General features: G+C 39.2%; 16 protein-coding genes. 12 read left to right on the top strand and 4 right to left on the bottom strand.

Annotation, left to right across the window (positions count from 1 at the left end):
- Positions 1–241: 241 nt before the first annotated feature.
- From gap to glnA, 6 genes are all read left to right on the top strand, one after another.
- On the top strand, positions 242–1,252 hold the full coding sequence (gene gap / locus AKK44_RS08145) for a type I glyceraldehyde-3-phosphate dehydrogenase (RefSeq protein ID WP_054279271.1): 1,011 nt from the start codon (positions 242–244) through the stop codon (positions 1,250–1,252).
- A gap of 265 nt (positions 1,253–1,517) precedes the next feature.
- Entirely contained in the window at positions 1,518–2,372 is an 855-nt protein-coding gene (locus AKK44_RS08140; protein ID WP_054279270.1) for a 5'-nucleotidase, lipoprotein e(P4) family, read from the top strand.
- 151 nt (positions 2,373–2,523) lie between these two features.
- Positions 2,524–3,720, top strand: coding sequence for a phosphoglycerate kinase (locus AKK44_RS08135; protein WP_054279269.1), 1,197 nt, complete (start codon positions 2,524–2,526; stop codon positions 3,718–3,720).
- 171 nt (positions 3,721–3,891) lie between these two features.
- Positions 3,892–4,413, top strand: coding sequence for an FUSC family protein (locus AKK44_RS08130; protein ID WP_054279268.1), 522 nt, complete (start codon positions 3,892–3,894; stop codon positions 4,411–4,413).
- A 74-nt stretch (positions 4,414–4,487) separates the two neighbouring features.
- A complete protein-coding gene (locus AKK44_RS08125) occupies positions 4,488–4,859 on the top strand; it encodes a MerR family transcriptional regulator (protein ID WP_037595553.1) in 372 nt (123 codons plus the stop codon).
- Positions 4,860–4,897: 38 nt separating this feature from the next.
- Complete coding sequence (gene glnA, locus AKK44_RS08120) at positions 4,898–6,244, top strand: type I glutamate--ammonia ligase (RefSeq protein WP_054279267.1); 1,347 nt, start codon at positions 4,898–4,900, stop codon at positions 6,242–6,244.
- A 102-nt stretch (positions 6,245–6,346) separates the two neighbouring features.
- Here the strand turns inward: glnA and rnjA are convergent, their stop codons facing one another.
- Both rnjA and AKK44_RS08110 read right to left on the bottom strand, forming a co-directional pair.
- The gene (gene rnjA, locus AKK44_RS08115) at positions 6,347–8,029 is read right to left on the bottom strand and encodes a ribonuclease J1 (protein WP_054279266.1); all 1,683 of its coding nucleotides are present in this window, start codon (positions 8,027–8,029) and stop codon (positions 6,347–6,349) included.
- Position 8,030: 1 nt separating this feature from the next.
- Positions 8,031–8,261 carry a DNA-directed RNA polymerase subunit epsilon gene (locus AKK44_RS08110; protein ID WP_037595548.1) on the bottom strand — a complete coding sequence of 77 codons (231 nt, stop codon included), beginning with the start codon at positions 8,259–8,261 and terminating at the stop codon, positions 8,031–8,033.
- 281 nt (positions 8,262–8,542) lie between these two features.
- On the opposite strand from AKK44_RS08110, the gene tsaB reads away from it, so the two are divergent.
- From tsaB to tsaD, 3 genes are read left to right on the top strand one after another with little or no spacing between them, the layout of a single operon-like run.
- A complete protein-coding gene (gene tsaB / locus AKK44_RS08105) occupies positions 8,543–9,241 on the top strand; it encodes a tRNA (adenosine(37)-N6)-threonylcarbamoyltransferase complex dimerization subunit type 1 TsaB (RefSeq protein ID WP_054279265.1) in 699 nt (232 codons plus the stop codon).
- A 3-nt stretch (positions 9,242–9,244) separates the two neighbouring features.
- Complete coding sequence (gene rimI / locus AKK44_RS08100) at positions 9,245–9,670, top strand: ribosomal protein S18-alanine N-acetyltransferase (protein WP_054279264.1); 426 nt, start codon at positions 9,245–9,247, stop codon at positions 9,668–9,670.
- Positions 9,660–10,670, top strand: a complete 1,011-nt coding sequence (gene tsaD / locus AKK44_RS08095; RefSeq protein ID WP_054279263.1) for a tRNA (adenosine(37)-N6)-threonylcarbamoyltransferase complex transferase subunit TsaD — start codon at positions 9,660–9,662, stop codon at positions 10,668–10,670. Before rimI ends, tsaD begins: the two co-directional genes overlap by 11 nt.
- Before the next feature lie 153 nt (positions 10,671–10,823).
- On the opposite strand, the gene rpsN is transcribed toward tsaD, so the two are convergent.
- Together rpsN and AKK44_RS08085 are read right to left on the bottom strand one after the other, a co-directional pair.
- Positions 10,824–11,093 carry a 30S ribosomal protein S14 gene (rpsN, locus tag AKK44_RS08090; RefSeq protein ID WP_037595535.1) on the bottom strand — a complete coding sequence of 90 codons (270 nt, stop codon included), beginning with the start codon at positions 11,091–11,093 and terminating at the stop codon, positions 10,824–10,826.
- A gap of 180 nt (positions 11,094–11,273) precedes the next feature.
- The gene (locus AKK44_RS08085; protein ID WP_054279262.1) at positions 11,274–12,446 is read right to left on the bottom strand and encodes a BaiN/RdsA family NAD(P)/FAD-dependent oxidoreductase; all 1,173 of its coding nucleotides are present in this window, start codon (positions 12,444–12,446) and stop codon (positions 11,274–11,276) included.
- A 162-nt stretch (positions 12,447–12,608) separates the two neighbouring features.
- On the opposite strand from AKK44_RS08085, the gene AKK44_RS08080 reads away from it, so the two are divergent.
- The 3 genes from AKK44_RS08080 (at position 12,609) to AKK44_RS08070 (ending at position 14,619) form a co-directional block, all read left to right on the top strand.
- Entirely contained in the window at positions 12,609–13,145 is a 537-nt protein-coding gene (locus AKK44_RS08080; RefSeq protein WP_037595532.1) for a DUF536 domain-containing protein, read from the top strand.
- A 40-nt stretch (positions 13,146–13,185) separates the two neighbouring features.
- A complete protein-coding gene (locus tag AKK44_RS08075) occupies positions 13,186–13,776 on the top strand; it encodes a 3'-5' exonuclease (protein ID WP_054279261.1) in 591 nt (196 codons plus the stop codon).
- A 120-nt stretch (positions 13,777–13,896) separates the two neighbouring features.
- The gene (locus AKK44_RS08070) at positions 13,897–14,619 is read left to right on the top strand and encodes a MerR family transcriptional regulator (RefSeq protein WP_054279260.1); all 723 of its coding nucleotides are present in this window, start codon (positions 13,897–13,899) and stop codon (positions 14,617–14,619) included.
- The last annotated feature ends 78 nt before the right edge of the window (positions 14,620–14,697 follow it).

Here is a 14,697-nt window from a genome sequence, read left to right as displayed (position 1 = left end):
CTACAGAAATTATAGAGCCTTTTTAAGTTGTGTTTTTTGAAAAAAGGGCCTAATTTTCAGTAAAATTGAGGCTATAAAAAGCTGAAAATAGCTAATTTATTTGCATTTTTTCTGAAATAGTTATATAATAGTTTTTGTTGAGAGGTTATGACATCTATTTGTAAGTTAATCTTTTCACAATAGGTAGGGGATAAATCCCTTTATAATAATTCTTTTGATTTTCATAAGGAGGAAATCACTAATGGTAGTTAAAGTTGGTATTAACGGCTTCGGTCGTATCGGTCGTCTTGCGTTCCGTCGTATTCAAAATGTAGAGGGTGTTGAAGTAACTCGTATCAATGACCTTACAGATCCTAACATGCTTGCACATCTATTAAAATACGATACAACACAAGGTCGTTTTGATGGTACTGTAGAAGTTAAAGAAGGTGGATTCGAAGTAAACGGAAACTTTATCAAAGTTTCTGCTGAACGTGATCCAGAAAACATCGACTGGGCAACTGATGGTGTAGAAATCGTGCTTGAAGCAACTGGTTTCTTTGCTAAAAAAGACGCAGCTGAAAAACACTTGCATGCAAATGGTGCTAAAAAAGTTGTTATCACAGCTCCTGGTGGAAACGATGTTAAAACAGTTGTATTTAACACAAACCATGACATTCTTGACGGTTCTGAAACAGTTATCTCAGGTGCTTCATGTACAACAAACTGTTTAGCTCCAATGGCTAAAGTACTTCATGACTCATTTGGTATCCAAAAAGGTTTGATGACTACTATCCATGCTTACACTGGTGACCAAATGGTTCTTGACGGACCACACCGTGGTGGAGATCTTCGTCGTGCTCGTGCTGCAGCAGCAAACATTGTTCCTAACTCAACAGGTGCTGCTAAAGCTATCGGTCTTGTTATTCCAGAACTTAATGGTAAACTTGACGGTGCTGCACAACGTGTTCCTGTTCCAACTGGATCAGTAACTGAGTTGTTTGTAACTCTTGATAAAAACGTATCTGTAGATGAAGTTAACGCTGCTATGAAATCTGCTGCAAACGAAAGCTTTGGTTACACTGAAGACCCAATCGTTTCATCAGATATCGTTGGTATTTCATTTGGTTCATTGTTTGACGGAACTCAAACTAAAGTGATGGAAGTTGACGGATCACAATTGGTTAAAGTTGTTTCATGGTATGACAATGAAATGTCTTATACAGCACAACTTGTTCGTACTCTTGAGTACTTTGCAAAAATCGCTAAATAATTATAACAAGAGCCTAGTTTAACTAGGTTCTTTTTTGTGCAGTTTTTTGAACCATGAGATACTACCGAACGAAAACAAGTAAATAAGAAATAATATCGGTAAAATAACTATTTAAAAGCCTTTTCAAAAAAAATTAACACCAATAAAAGAGTAAATTCTTACTGATAAACCATTATCATCTTGACAAGAAGATACGCATATAATAGAATTAAGTGTAGTTAAAAAGTGATCATGCCCAACTGGTGTGAATTTATAGGAGGATTTTATGAAATCGAAAAAGCTTCTTAGCCTTGTATCTCTAGGCTTATCTTTGGTCTTAGTGACTGGTTGTTCAATGAATGAGGGTAAAAAATCAAGCGCTCATGACAGTAAGGACAAACAAGAAAAAATGGTTCGTTTAACAAACGACCAACTAAAATCCAAAGAAAATACCATGTCAGTACTATGGTATCAACAATCTGAAGAAGCTAAAGCCCTTTACTTGCAAGGTTATCAAGTGGCAAGACAACGTCTAGACACTATACTTGGTCAAGAAAGTGAAAAACCTTATTCAATCGTTTTAGATATTGACGAGACTGTCCTAGACAATAGCCCTTACCAAGCTAAAAACATCAAAGAAGGAACTTCCTTCACACCAGATTCTTGGGACGTTTGGGTACAAAAGAAATCAGCTAAACCAGTAGCAGGCGCAAAAGAGTTCTTGACCTATGCTAATGAAAAAGGCGTTCAAATCTATTACGTGTCAGACAGAACCACTAAGCAAGTAGACCCAACAATGGAAAACTTGGAAAAAGAAGGTCTTCCAGTGCAAGGCAAAGATCATTTCTTATTCTATGAAGAGGGCATGAAATCCAAAGAAAGCCGCCGTCAGAAAGTTCTCGAAACCACAAATCTTGTGATGCTATTTGGTGATAACCTAGTCGACTTTGCAGAATTCTCAAAAACATCACGTGATGACCGCAAAGCCCTTTTGGAAGAATTGCACAAAGAGTTCGGCAGCAAGTTTATTATCTTCCCAAATCCTATGTACGGTTCATGGGAAAGCAGTGTTTACAATGGTAAAAAACTAGATAGCAAAGAACAACTTGATACACGTGAAAAAGCTTTAGAAGCTTTTTAAGCAGTTAATGTCTATACGATTTGAGTAGGTTTTCTGATTTTCAAAAGGCTTGAAAATTTGTGAAATCACCCCTTAATGTTTTCATATTTTATCATTATCAACAGAATTATGGTATAATAGATTGTAAAAAAAATATTAAGGAGTCTATTAAATGGCTAAAATGACTGTAAAAGACCTTGACTTAAAAGGGAAAAAAGTTCTCGTCCGTGTTGACTTTAACGTTCCACTAAAAGATGGTGTCATCACTAACGATAACCGTATCTCTGCTGCGCTTCCAACAATTAAGTATATTGTTGAGCAAGGTGGACGTGCAATCCTATTTTCTCACCTAGGACGTGTTAAAGAAGAAGCAGATAAAGATGGTAAATCACTAGCGCCAGTCGCTAAAAGCTTATCAGAAAAACTAGGACAAGAAGTTGTCTTCCCAGGAGCTACTCGTGGTTCAGAACTTGAAGATGCAATCAATGCTCTTAAAGATGGTGATGTTCTTCTTGTTGAAAATACTCGTTTTGAAGATGTTGATGGCAAAAAAGAGTCTAAAAACGATGCTGACCTTGGAAAATACTGGGCAAGCCTTGGCGATGGCATTTTTGTCAATGACGCTTTTGGTACAGCTCACCGTGCGCATGCGTCAAACGTTGGGATTTCAGCGAATGTTGATAAGGCAGTTGCTGGTTTCTTGTTAGAAAACGAAATTGCTTACATCAAAGAAGCTGTTGAAACTCCAGAGCGCCCATTTGTTGCTATTTTAGGTGGTTCAAAAGTATCAGACAAAATTGGTGTGATTGAAAACCTTCTTGACAAAGCTGATAAAGTACTTATCGGTGGTGGAATGACTTATACTTTCTACAAAGCACAAGGAATTGAAATTGGTAATTCACTTGTTGAAGAAGATAAAATCGAGATTGCTAAAGACCTTCTTGAAAAAGCCAACGGCAAACTAATCTTACCAGTAGACTCTAAAGAAGCTGATGCTTTTGCTGGTTACACTGAAGTACGTGATACTGAAGGCGAAGCCGTTTCAGAAGGTTTCCTTGGACTTGACATTGGTTCAAAATCAATTGCTAAGTTTGATGAAGCTCTTACTGGTGCTAAAACAGTTGTATGGAATGGCCCAATGGGTGTCTTTGAAAACCCTGACTTCCAAGCAGGAACAATTGGTGTCATGGATGCTATCATTAAACAACCAGGAGTGAAATCAATCATTGGTGGTGGTGATTCAGCAGCAGCAGCTATCAACTTAGGCCGTGCAGACAAGTTCTCATGGATTTCTACTGGTGGTGGTGCATCAATGGAGTTGCTTGAAGGTAAAGAACTTCCAGGACTTTCTGCGTTAACAGAAAAATAATAATGTGTAAAGGTAGGCTTAGGCCTGCCTTTTTACTATGGGTAAAAGTGCTTAATGCTGATGGAGTCGTTTACAAGGCTCTTTTGCGTAAAATTAGTTTTCAATACTACTTAATCATGTTAGAATAAACAGTATCAAGATGATTAAAAGTAAGGTGAGGAAATCAATAACATGAGGTATAGTTTCAGTCCTAAACAGTTTAAAATTGGCATGAGGACATTCAAAACAGGTCTTTCTGTCTTTTTTGTCTTACTGCTATTTACGTTATGCCGTTGGGATGGTTTGCAAATAGGGGCGCTGACAGCTGTTTTTAGTCTCAGAGAAGATTTAGATCGTACTGTTTCATTTGGTTTTTCAAGAATTTTAGGCAATACAATTGGTGGTATTATGTCCTTAATTTTTTATATTTTCAATGCCATCTTTCACCAACACATCTTAGTAACATTGCTACTTGTTCCTATTTTAACCATGTTAACCATTATGCTAAATGTTGCTTTCAATAATAAGTCGGGAATCATTGGTGCTGTTGCTGCTCTGTTAATCATCACCCTATCAATTCCGACTGGGGATACTTTTGTTTACGTGATTTCTCGTGTCTTTGAAACTTTCTGTGGGGTTTTTATTGCCATTATCGTTAATACAGATGTCGAAATCATCAAAAACAAGTGGTTTAAGAAAAAGTTTGATGAGTGATGTGACAAAACCTCACATATAACCTTGACAGGTCAAAAAAATGCGCCTATAATAGTGGGGTGAAGGGAGTTTGCATGAAAGAAAAAGAGCTGAGACGATCAATGGCTGTCTTTTCAATAGGTGCTGTTATGCGATTAACAGATTTATCTGCCAGACAGATTCGTTATTATGAAGACCATAATTTAATCAAACCTGAGCGAACACAAGGGAACCGTAGATTATTTTCTTTGAATGACATGGATAGGCTACTTGAAATCAAAGACTTTTTAGCTGAAGGCTTAAACATTGCGGCAATCAAGCGAGAATATGCTGAACGACAAGACAAGTTGAATCAAAAGCAAAAATCGCTGACTGACGCTGATGTCAGGCATATCTTGCATGACGAACTGCTCAATCAGAGCGGCTTTTCAACCCCTTCACAACATATTGGCAATCGTCGTATCTAAACATACGATTCGGATGAAAGTTAAAGGAGACCTATTCAATGGCAATTACAGCAGATGACATTCGTCGCGAAGTCAAGGAGAAAAATGTAACTTTTCTTCGCTTGATGTTTACTGATATCATGGGAATTATGAAGAATGTGGAGATTCCAGCTACGGAAGAACAGCTTAATAAGGTCTTGTCAAACAAAGCTATGTTTGACGGTTCTTCTATTGAAGGTTTTGTCCGCATTAATGAGTCTGACATGTATCTGTACCCTGATTTAGACACTTGGATTGTTTTTCCGTGGGGTGATGAAAATGGTGCTGTTGCAGGTCTAATCTGTGATATCTACACTGCTGAGGGACATCCCTTTGCTGGTGACCCACGAGGTAATTTGAAAAAAGCCTTGACCCACATGAACGAGGTAGGTTTCCAATCGTTTAACCTAGGTCCGGAACCAGAATTTTTCCTTTTCAAAATGGATCAACAGGGAAATCCGACACTTGAAGTCAATGATAATGGTGGTTATTTTGATTTAGCACCTACAGATTTGGCGGACAACACTCGCCGTGAGATTGTCAACGTGTTGACAAAAATGGGATTTGAAGTTGAAGCGAGTCATCACGAGGTTGCTGTTGGGCAACACGAGATTGATTTTAAATATGCTGATGTTTTAAAAGCTTGTGATAACATTCAAATTTTTAAGTTGGTTGTTAAAACCATCGCTCGTGAGCATGGTCTTTATGCAACCTTTATGGCAAAACCTAAGTTTGGCATCAATGGTTCGGGAATGCATTGCAACATGTCCCTATTTGATAAAGAAGGTCAAAATGCCTTTTACGATGAAAAAGATAAGCGTGGGATGAAATTGTCTCAGACTGCTTACTATTTCTTAGGTGGGCTGATGAAGCACGCATATAGCTACACAGCTATTACAAATCCAACAGTCAATTCATACAAGCGTTTGGTTCCAGGCTATGAAGCACCAGTCTATGTGGCTTGGGCAGGTAGCAACCGTTCACCTTTGATTCGTGTCCCAGCATCTCGAGGGATGGGCACGCGTTTAGAGTTAAGATCGGTAGATCCAACAGCTAACCCTTATCTAGCTTTAGCGGTCTTGTTAGAGGCTGGGTTAGATGGTATTGTTAACCATATCGAAGCGCCAGAACCTATCGAAGCCAACATCTATACCATGACTGCTGAGCAGCGCAAAGAAGCTGGAATTGTGGATTTACCATCAACACTTCATAACGCTCTTAAAGCACTTCAGCAAGATGACGTGGTTAGGCAAGCGCTTGGAGAGCACATTTACACGAATTTCTTGGAAGCAAAACGCATTGAATGGGCATCTTATGCCACATTTGTTTCCCAATGGGAAATTGATCACTATTTACATCATTATTAATCAGACATCCCCATTTTTAAATGGGGATTTTTTGAACGGCTTTAGCTTGCAATGGTTATTGAGACAACAAAAAAAGCACGAGCCCTATTGGGCTTGTGCTTTTTAGTCGTTATCTGGTGTTAGAACCATAGGGATAATGATTGGTTCACGTTCTGTTTTTTCATATAAGAATGGGCGTAGTGCGTTAACAATAGCACCATTCACCGATTGAATGCTGGCATCTTTATTTTTGAGAGCGATGCGAATAGCATTAAAGAGGACGCGTTGGCTTTCTCGGATCAAATCACCTGACTCACGCATGTAGATAAAGCCACGGCTGAGAATATCTGGTCCAGCTAGAATCATCTGGGTTTTGAAGTCAACAGTCGCAACTGCCAAGACAACACCGTCTTCTGAAAGGTCACGACGATCGCGTAAGACAGCTGTGCCAATGTCACCAATACCGTTACCATCCACATAGATGTCTTGGGCGTTGAAGTGACCAGCTAATCTAGCGCTATCGCTAGTTAAAGCCAAAACATCTCCATTTTCCATGATAAAGATATTTTCTTCTGGGATACCTGTGTCAACAGCAAGTCCAGCATGAACTTTTTGCATGCGGTACTCCCCATGGACAGGCATGAAATACTTCGGTTTCATCAAGCTGAGCATTAATTTTTGCTCTTGCTGACCACCGTGTCCAGAGGTATGTATATTGTTAACCTTACCATGAATCACGTCAACACCAGCTTCTTGGATGGTATTGATCAATCTATTGACACTCATGGTATTACCAGGAATAGGGCTTGATGAAAAGATAACGGTGTCACCAGGCTGCAAGGTCACTTGACGGTGAGTTCCATTGGCGATTCTGGCAAGAGCAGCCATGGCTTCCCCTTGGCTACCGGTACACATGATTAAAACTTCGTTAGCTTGGTAATGCTTGATTTCATTAGGTTCAATAAAGGTTCCTTTAGGAACTTTGATATAGCCTAGTTCAATACCATTGACGATGGCTTTTTCCATAGAACGTCCAAAAACCGCAATTTTACGTCCCGTTTTAACAGCAGCTTCAGCAGCTTGTTGCAAACGGTAGATGTTTGATGCAAACGAAGCAAAGATGATACGTCCTTCAATGCCTTGAATGATTTTTAAAATGGATTTGCCAACCACTTTTTCAGAGTTGGTAAAGGTTGGGATTTCAGCGTTGGTAGAATCTGATAAGAGGCACAAAACCCCTTCTTCACCAAGAGCAGCCATACGATGTAAATCAGCAGGTTCACCCACAGGTGTAAAGTCAAATTTGAAGTCACCAGTACAGATGATTTTCCCTTGAGGTGTTTGAATAACAATCCCAAGAGGCTCTGGAATCGAGTGAGTTGTCCTAAAGAAAGAGACACTCATATTTTTGAAAGTTAATTCTGTGTTGTGGTTGATTTCGTAGAGTGTTGCATCACGCAATAGACCATGTTCTTCTAATTTACCACGAATCAGAGCTAGCGCCAGTGGACCTGCATAGATTGGAACATTGGCTTGCTTGAGTAAGAAGGGAATGCCTCCGATATGGTCTTCGTGACCATGAGTAATTACTAATGCTTTGACACGATCTAAATTATCAACGATATATGAATAATCAGGGATAACGTAGTCAATCCCTAACAGGTCATCTTCTGGGAATTTGATACCAGCATCAACAATGATAATTTCATCTTGATACTCGATACCATAGGTGTTTTTCCCGATTTCACCGAGACCTCCTATGGCAAAAACCCCAACTTCATTAGGTTTTAAACTGATATTTGTCATTTTAGAACTCCGTTATCTCAAAAACACCAGTTTCTTTTTCATATTCTAGGTGTTTGTCTGAAAGTAGCTCGATAAATTCAACATTGTAGCTAGTATGTTCTTCAACAAGCTTACGCGCTTCAATGCGCCCTTCGCGTTCATTAGGGGCAGTAATATCTAAGTAGAGGGTTTGCGTGCTTTCACGACGTGGGCTACGCGCTTTTGTTTCTTGGTAGAAAACTTTATAAATCATTTGTAATCTGTTCCTTTCGTTGTGAATCAATTATCCAAACAATAACAAATAAGTCAAAACTAGAATACATCTATTTTGACGACTAACTATGACATAATTATTGTGTAGTAGATTTAGACCTGATTCTGTGCAATTACTAAAATTATACCACAATATCAGCTGTTAGTAAAAAGTTTCGACAATATTGTCAGAAGAAAAAAGCTTAGAGAATCACAGGTTATCCATGAGCTTGATTTTATGTTATAATTGTGGGTAGAAATGACACGAGAAAGGCTTTAAAAATGAAGATACTTGCATTTGACACTTCAAATAAAACGTTATCTGTCGCTATTTTAGAAGATGACCGACTTTTAGCAGACATTACGATTAATATTAAAAAAAACCATAGCGTTAGCCTTATGCCTGCTATCGATTTTTTGATGTCTTCTGCAGATTTGGAACCGAAAGATTTGGACCGTATTGTTGTGGCACAAGGACCAGGATCTTATACGGGTTTGCGTGTGGCGGTAGCTACGGCAAAAATGTTGGCTTACAGCTTATCGATTGAACTTGTTGGTATCTCTAGCCTCTATGCCTTAGCGTCATCAGTCTCTAAACAGTACCCAAATAGCGTGGTGATTCCTTTGATAGATGCCAGACGTCATAATGTTTATGTTGGTTATTACTTGGATGATGCATCTGTTGCACCAGACCAGCACGCTTCTTTTGAAACGGTTCTCGAAGCTGCCGCAGCCTATGACAGTGTTGTTTTCACAGGTGAAGTTGCAGCATTTATTGACGATATTCAAAAGGCTTTGCCGCAAGCAATGATTCAAGAAACCTTACCATCAGCCTACGATATTGGATTAGCTGGTATTCATGAGATTGCACAAAATATAGATGCTTTTGTCCCTAATTATCTTAAGCGGGTTGAAGCAGAAGAAAATTGGCTAAAAGACCACACGCCTGACCAACAATCTCCCTATATCAAACGTGTATAAGCTATGAAGAATATTCAAAAGCAGGCTCTAGGCGTTTTTCAAGTGTTGAGTGCAGTATATGAGCGTTCCCCTTGGAGTCTAGAGCAAATTAGTGCTGACATGCAGCAAGATCAAGTGGATTATTTTACGATTTATGACCAAGAACAAATGATTGGTTTTTTGGCCATTCAGTATTTGCTTGGAGAAATTGAAATTACCAACATTGCAGTTTTGCCGACTTATCAAGGACAAGGAATTGCCTCTCAACTGCTAAAGCAATTAGATAGTAGCTTGGGACCGATCTTTCTTGAAGTTAGGCAATCCAATGAAAAAGCTCAGCGCCTCTACGCGAGACATGGTTTTGAAATCGTTGGTGAGCGAAAAGAGTATTATCATAATCCTGTAGAGACAGCCTTAATTATGAAGCGAGAAGGAAAAAATGACAGATAGATATATTTTAGCAGTAGAAAGTTCCTGTGATGAAACTAGTGTTGCAATTTTAAAAAACGACGATATTTTGTTGACTAATATTATTGCCAGTCAAGTGGAAAGTCATAAACGATTTGGTGGGGTGGTGCCAGAAGTAGCTAGCCGTCATCATGTTGAAGTGATTACAACGTGTTTTGAGGATGCTTTACAAGAAGCAGGGATTCAACCTTCAGATTTAGATGCTGTTGCTGTCACATATGGTCCTGGCTTAGTTGGAGCTCTTTTGGTTGGTTTAACAGCAGCCAAAGCCTTTGCATGGGCTCACCGTCTTCCTTTAATTCCAGTAAACCATATGGCGGGTCACTTGATGGCGGCGCGTGAGCAAAAACCACTGGCATACCCATTGATGGCTCTACTAGTGTCTGGTGGTCACACAGAGCTAGTTTATGTCACAGAGCCAGGGAATTACCATATTGTTGGTGAAACGCGAGATGATGCAGTCGGTGAAGCCTATGATAAGGTTGGTCGCGTGATGGGCTTGGCCTATCCTGCGGGGCGTGAGATTGACCAGCTGGCTCATAAAGGCAAGGATACTTACCATTTTCCAAGGGCTATGATAAAAGAAAATCACTTAGAGTTCTCTTTTTCAGGCTTAAAATCTGCCTTTATCAACCTGCATCACAATGCTAATCAAAAAGAAGAAGAGTTAGTATTAGAAGACTTGTGCGCTTCTTTCCAAGCAGCAGTTTTAGACATTTTACTTGCTAAAACCAAAAAAGCTTTGGAGCAATACCCGTCCAAGATGTTAGTTGTAGCAGGAGGTGTAGCAGCCAATCAAGGTCTCCGCGAGCGCTTGGCCAATGACATTACTGGAGTAGAGCTTGTGATTCCCCCGTTGAGATTGTGTGGGGACAATGCAGGAATGATTGCCTTAGCAGCAGCTGTTGAATACGATAAAGGGCATTTTGCGGATTTAAGCTTAAATGCTAAACCAAGCTTAGCCTTTGACCCTATTTCCTAAAAATAAAAAAAGCCTCTGCTTTAAAGCGAGGCTTTTTGAGTTATGAGATAAGCATAGCTAAAAAAACAACTCGGTATCTTGGCATACCGAGTTGTTATGATGATAAATAATTGGCTTCTATGATTACTAAAATTTAAACAAGGTGAGTCAAGCTTACCAGCTAGCTTTAGTGATTCCTGGTAGCTGGCCTTTGTGAGCTAAGTCACGGAAATTGATACGGCTGACACCAAACTTACGCATGTAAGCATGAGGACGACCATCAATTTTATCGCGATTTTTCAAGCGGTTTGGATTTGAATCACGAGGCAATTTGCGAAGTGCTTCATAATCACCACTGGCTTTAAGTTCGCGACGAAGGTCAGCGTACTGTTCAATCAGTTGGAGCTGCTTCTGGTATTTAGCAATTTTTGACTTTTTTGCCATTGCTTTCTCCTTCTTAAAAGTTAATAATCTCAGAGTCGATATCAGCGCTCTGAATTTCCTTTACTGGTAATAAACCAGTAAAGGAAACATAATAATATTATATCTTATTTTGAGAGAAATGCAAGAAAAATATTTAACTAGTTAATCAAAAAGTACAGGAAATTATTCCTGTACTTTTAATTAATAGTGTCTGCTTCCTGCAACCCAGCCTGAGCAAAGGGCAGAAGTGATGTTAAAACCGCCTGTATGAGCATTGATATCCAATACTTCACCTGCAAAATGCAATCCTGGAACTTTTTTACTTTCTAGCGTTTTCGGATTAATTTCTTTTAAGTTAATGCCGCCTTTAGTCACAAAGGATTTGGCTAGCGACATCTTGCCAGTGATGGGTATTGGCAATGCTTTTAGTTTGTCAATCAGTTCTTGAGTTTGTGTTGGAGAGAGGTGCTTGACTTTTTCAGGATAATCGGTTGCCAAAAAGTCAGCAACCCGTTCAGGAACTAAGCCTTTTAGTGCATTTTTGATGGCTTTTTCACGGTGTTCGATGAGGTATTTTTCTAACTCCGAAGCCCCTAGATGAGGCACAAAGTCTAGCTCAGCTGTTTCTCCACCTTTTACAAAAGAGGAGAGGCGCAATGCTGCTGGTCCTGACAGTCCAAAGTGTGTAAACAACAAGTCATGAGTAATGATATGCTTGTCGTAACGCAAGGTAACATCGTCCAGAGAAATTCCCTGTAGCGCTTTGTGTGGAAAATCAGTTAAAAGGGGGCTTTCTGCAGCCTCTAGTTCTGTAACGTCAATGTTAAAGTGTCTAGCAATATCGTGACCAAAACCTGTTGATCCTGTTGATGGATAGGATTTACCTCCGGTTGTCACGATGAGCTTATCACAGGTTAGGGTTTCTTGAGCCGATTTGATGTGAAATAAACCATCTATTTTTTTAACAGAGACTACCTCGGTATTGGTTAGAACCTGCCCTCCAAGCTCTTTGATTTTCTTTTCTAAGGCATCAATAATGGTTTTGGATTTATCCGTTGTTGGAAACATCCTGCCGTGATCTTCTTCTTTGAGTGCCACGCCATTATCGTTGAAAAAGGCAATAATATCATGGTTGTCAAATTGTGAGAAGACACTGTAAAGGAAACGACCATTACCTGGAATCCCAGCAAGCAAGTCCTCAAGACCGCTAGTATTGGTGACGTTACAACGCCCTCCGCCAGTGCCGGCTAATTTTTTGCCCAAGCGCTTGTTTTTTTCAACTAAAAGTGTTTTGTAGCCATGGTAGCTACTGGAGATGGCAGCCATCATTCCAGCAGGACCTCCGCCAATTATTATGGTATCATATTGTGTCATACTTTTATTTTAGCATAAAGCAGTGGGATTGAATATCACTTGGAATGAAATTATCACCGGCTTTTGATGAACGATGGCACCAAAGGCTAAATTGACAGAAGCATAGTATTGTGTTACTATACTTTAATAAGAATAATCAGTTATAGTAATAAAGAGGACATTATGGGAATAGAAAAGACAGTTAGTGAACTAGCTGACATTTTAGGAGTGAGCCGTCAGGCTGTCAACAATCGTGTCAAGTCTTTGCCAGAAGAAGACCTTGATAAAAATGATAAAGGAGTCACTGTGGTTAAGCGTAGTGGCCTTATTAAGTTAGAAGAGATTTACAAAAAAACGATTTTTGACGATGAACCAATCAGTGAAGAAACCAAGCAACGTGAACTTTTAGAAATTCTTGTTGACGAAAAAAACACGGAAATCACGCGCCTCTATGAGCAACTAAAGGCAAAAGACACGCAACTAGCTGCCAAAGATGAGCAAATCCGTGTCAAGGATGTGCAAATTGCCGAAAAAGATAAACAGTTAGACCAGCAGCAACAGTTGACGGCTAAGGCGATGGCTGACAAGGAAAACTTGACACTTGAGTTAGAAGAAGCAAAGGCAGAAGTTGACCAAGTTCGCTTACAAGTAGAAGAAGTTGAAGCGAAAGAAAGTCCTAAAAAAGGTTTTTTGACGCGATTTTTTAATAAAGAAAAATAAGCCTAAAAGACCCAAGAGGGTCTTTTTTCGAGGAGACTAAATGAAACAACTAGAAACCTATATTGCATTTGATATTGAATTTAATACTGTCAATGAGATTAGTCATATTATTCAATTATCAGCGGTTAAATGGCACAAACACCAAGAAGTTGACAGCTTTGACACTTATGTTTACACGGAAGTACCTTTACAGAGTTTTATCAATGGCTTGACAGGAATTACATCTGACAAGATTGCATTGGCACCAAAGATCGAAACAGTTATTGCTGATTTTAAAGCATTTGTTGGGACAACACCACTAGTGGGCTATAACGCCCAAAAATCAGATCTTCCTTTATTAGCAGAAAACGGCTTGGATGTGACACACCTCTATCAGGTAGATCTTTTTGACGAGGCTTATGAGAGACGTAGTTCAGACTTAAATGGCATTGCTAATCTTCGGTTACAGACAGTTTCGGAATTCTTAGGAATTAAAGGCAAAGGTCATAACAGTTTAGAAGATGCGAGGATGACGGCGCGTGTTTATGAAACATTTATGGAATTTGATGAGAACAAGACTTATCTCAATCGCCAAGAAGAAGTCATTGCAGATAATCCTTTTGCATCGCTAGGCGGTTTTTTTGGTGAATAATGTTGTCATAAAAACTAGAAACTTTTTTAAGTTTTTCCTTGATTGTGACCTAAGGTCATTTGATATAGTAAAGGTGTTTCTAGAAAGAGAAACGAATTTATATCAAAGGAGGTGAAAACAATGTCTGAATGGTATTCGACGGGAGACTTGGCAAAAGCTGCAGGTGTGACTGTTAGAACAGTGCAGTATTATGACAAGCGAAAGCTCTTATCCCCATCTGTTATCACTGAAGGGGGGAGACGGCAATACACAGAAGCTGATTTGCAAAAACTTAATCGGATTCTTTTTCTTCGTGACTTGGATTTTTCCATAGACAACATTAAAAAACTGTTGGCAGAAGACAACCAAGATCAAGTGTTGGAGATTTTGCTACAAGATCAAATTAGGCAATTAAAAGCTGACATTGTTGACAAAAACGCGAAGCTTGACAAGTCTGTCAAGCTCTTAAAAGAAGTTGAAAAAGAAGACCATCATTCCTTAGATTACCTTTCAGATATTGCACTCATGTTGAAAAATCAAAAGAAATGGCGACGACTGCAGTTGAAAAAACTGTTGCAGCTCATCTTGCTCATTGCGGCTTATATGTTATTATTAATGCTAGCAGTTTGGCTTCAGCAAAAATGGATAATGTGGGTAGCTATCTCGTCATTTATTGTGTTAGTCAATGTATTGGTTTGGCATTATAAAAAGAAGGTCCTTTATCTTTGCCCTAATTGTCACAAGACGTTTGAACCAACCTACAAGAATTTTAGCTTGACTAGGGATACGCTAAAAACCAGGAAATTAACTTGTCCACATTGCCTTAAAAAATCTTATTGTCTGGGATTAGCAAAAGATAGTTAGCTAGGATTTGCTAAGTACTAGCACATAAAAAAAGTCCGAGATGTGTCTCGGACTTTTTTGGCTCTATAATTTCTGTAG

Source organism: Streptococcus phocae (assembly GCF_001302265.1).
In the GTDB taxonomy this organism is placed as follows: Bacteria; Bacillota; Bacilli; order Lactobacillales; family Streptococcaceae; genus Streptococcus; species Streptococcus phocae.
The sequence above is the reverse complement of the archived record's forward strand: the minus strand, read 5'-3'. Positions and strand labels throughout refer to the sequence as shown.

What these genes read in the sequence shown, in the direction of transcription:
- gap (WP_054279271.1), top strand. Translation starts at nt 242, where the DNA reads ATGGTAGTTAAAGTTGGTATTAACGGCTTCGGTCGTATCGGTCGTCTT.
- AKK44_RS08140 (WP_054279270.1), top strand. Translation starts at nt 1,518, where the DNA reads ATGAAATCGAAAAAGCTTCTTAGCCTTGTATCTCTAGGCTTATCTTTG.
- AKK44_RS08135 (WP_054279269.1), top strand. Translation starts at nt 2,524, where the DNA reads ATGGCTAAAATGACTGTAAAAGACCTTGACTTAAAAGGGAAAAAAGTT.
- AKK44_RS08130 (WP_054279268.1), top strand. Translation starts at nt 3,892, where the DNA reads ATGAGGTATAGTTTCAGTCCTAAACAGTTTAAAATTGGCATGAGGACA.
- AKK44_RS08125 (WP_037595553.1), top strand. Translation starts at nt 4,488, where the DNA reads ATGAAAGAAAAAGAGCTGAGACGATCAATGGCTGTCTTTTCAATAGGT.
- glnA (WP_054279267.1), top strand. Translation starts at nt 4,898, where the DNA reads ATGGCAATTACAGCAGATGACATTCGTCGCGAAGTCAAGGAGAAAAAT.
- rnjA (WP_054279266.1), bottom strand. Translation starts at nt 8,029, where the DNA reads ATGACAAATATCAGTTTAAAACCTAATGAAGTTGGGGTTTTTGCCATA.
- AKK44_RS08110 (WP_037595548.1), bottom strand. Translation starts at nt 8,261, where the DNA reads ATGATTTATAAAGTTTTCTACCAAGAAACAAAAGCGCGTAGCCCACGT.
- tsaB (WP_054279265.1), top strand. Translation starts at nt 8,543, where the DNA reads ATGAAGATACTTGCATTTGACACTTCAAATAAAACGTTATCTGTCGCT.
- rimI (WP_054279264.1), top strand. Translation starts at nt 9,245, where the DNA reads ATGAAGAATATTCAAAAGCAGGCTCTAGGCGTTTTTCAAGTGTTGAGT.
- tsaD (WP_054279263.1), top strand. Translation starts at nt 9,660, where the DNA reads ATGACAGATAGATATATTTTAGCAGTAGAAAGTTCCTGTGATGAAACT.
- rpsN (WP_037595535.1), bottom strand. Translation starts at nt 11,093, where the DNA reads ATGGCAAAAAAGTCAAAAATTGCTAAATACCAGAAGCAGCTCCAACTG.
- AKK44_RS08085 (WP_054279262.1), bottom strand. Translation starts at nt 12,446, where the DNA reads ATGACACAATATGATACCATAATAATTGGCGGAGGTCCTGCTGGAATG.
- AKK44_RS08080 (WP_037595532.1), top strand. Translation starts at nt 12,609, where the DNA reads ATGGGAATAGAAAAGACAGTTAGTGAACTAGCTGACATTTTAGGAGTG.
- AKK44_RS08075 (WP_054279261.1), top strand. Translation starts at nt 13,186, where the DNA reads ATGAAACAACTAGAAACCTATATTGCATTTGATATTGAATTTAATACT.
- AKK44_RS08070 (WP_054279260.1), top strand. Translation starts at nt 13,897, where the DNA reads ATGTCTGAATGGTATTCGACGGGAGACTTGGCAAAAGCTGCAGGTGTG.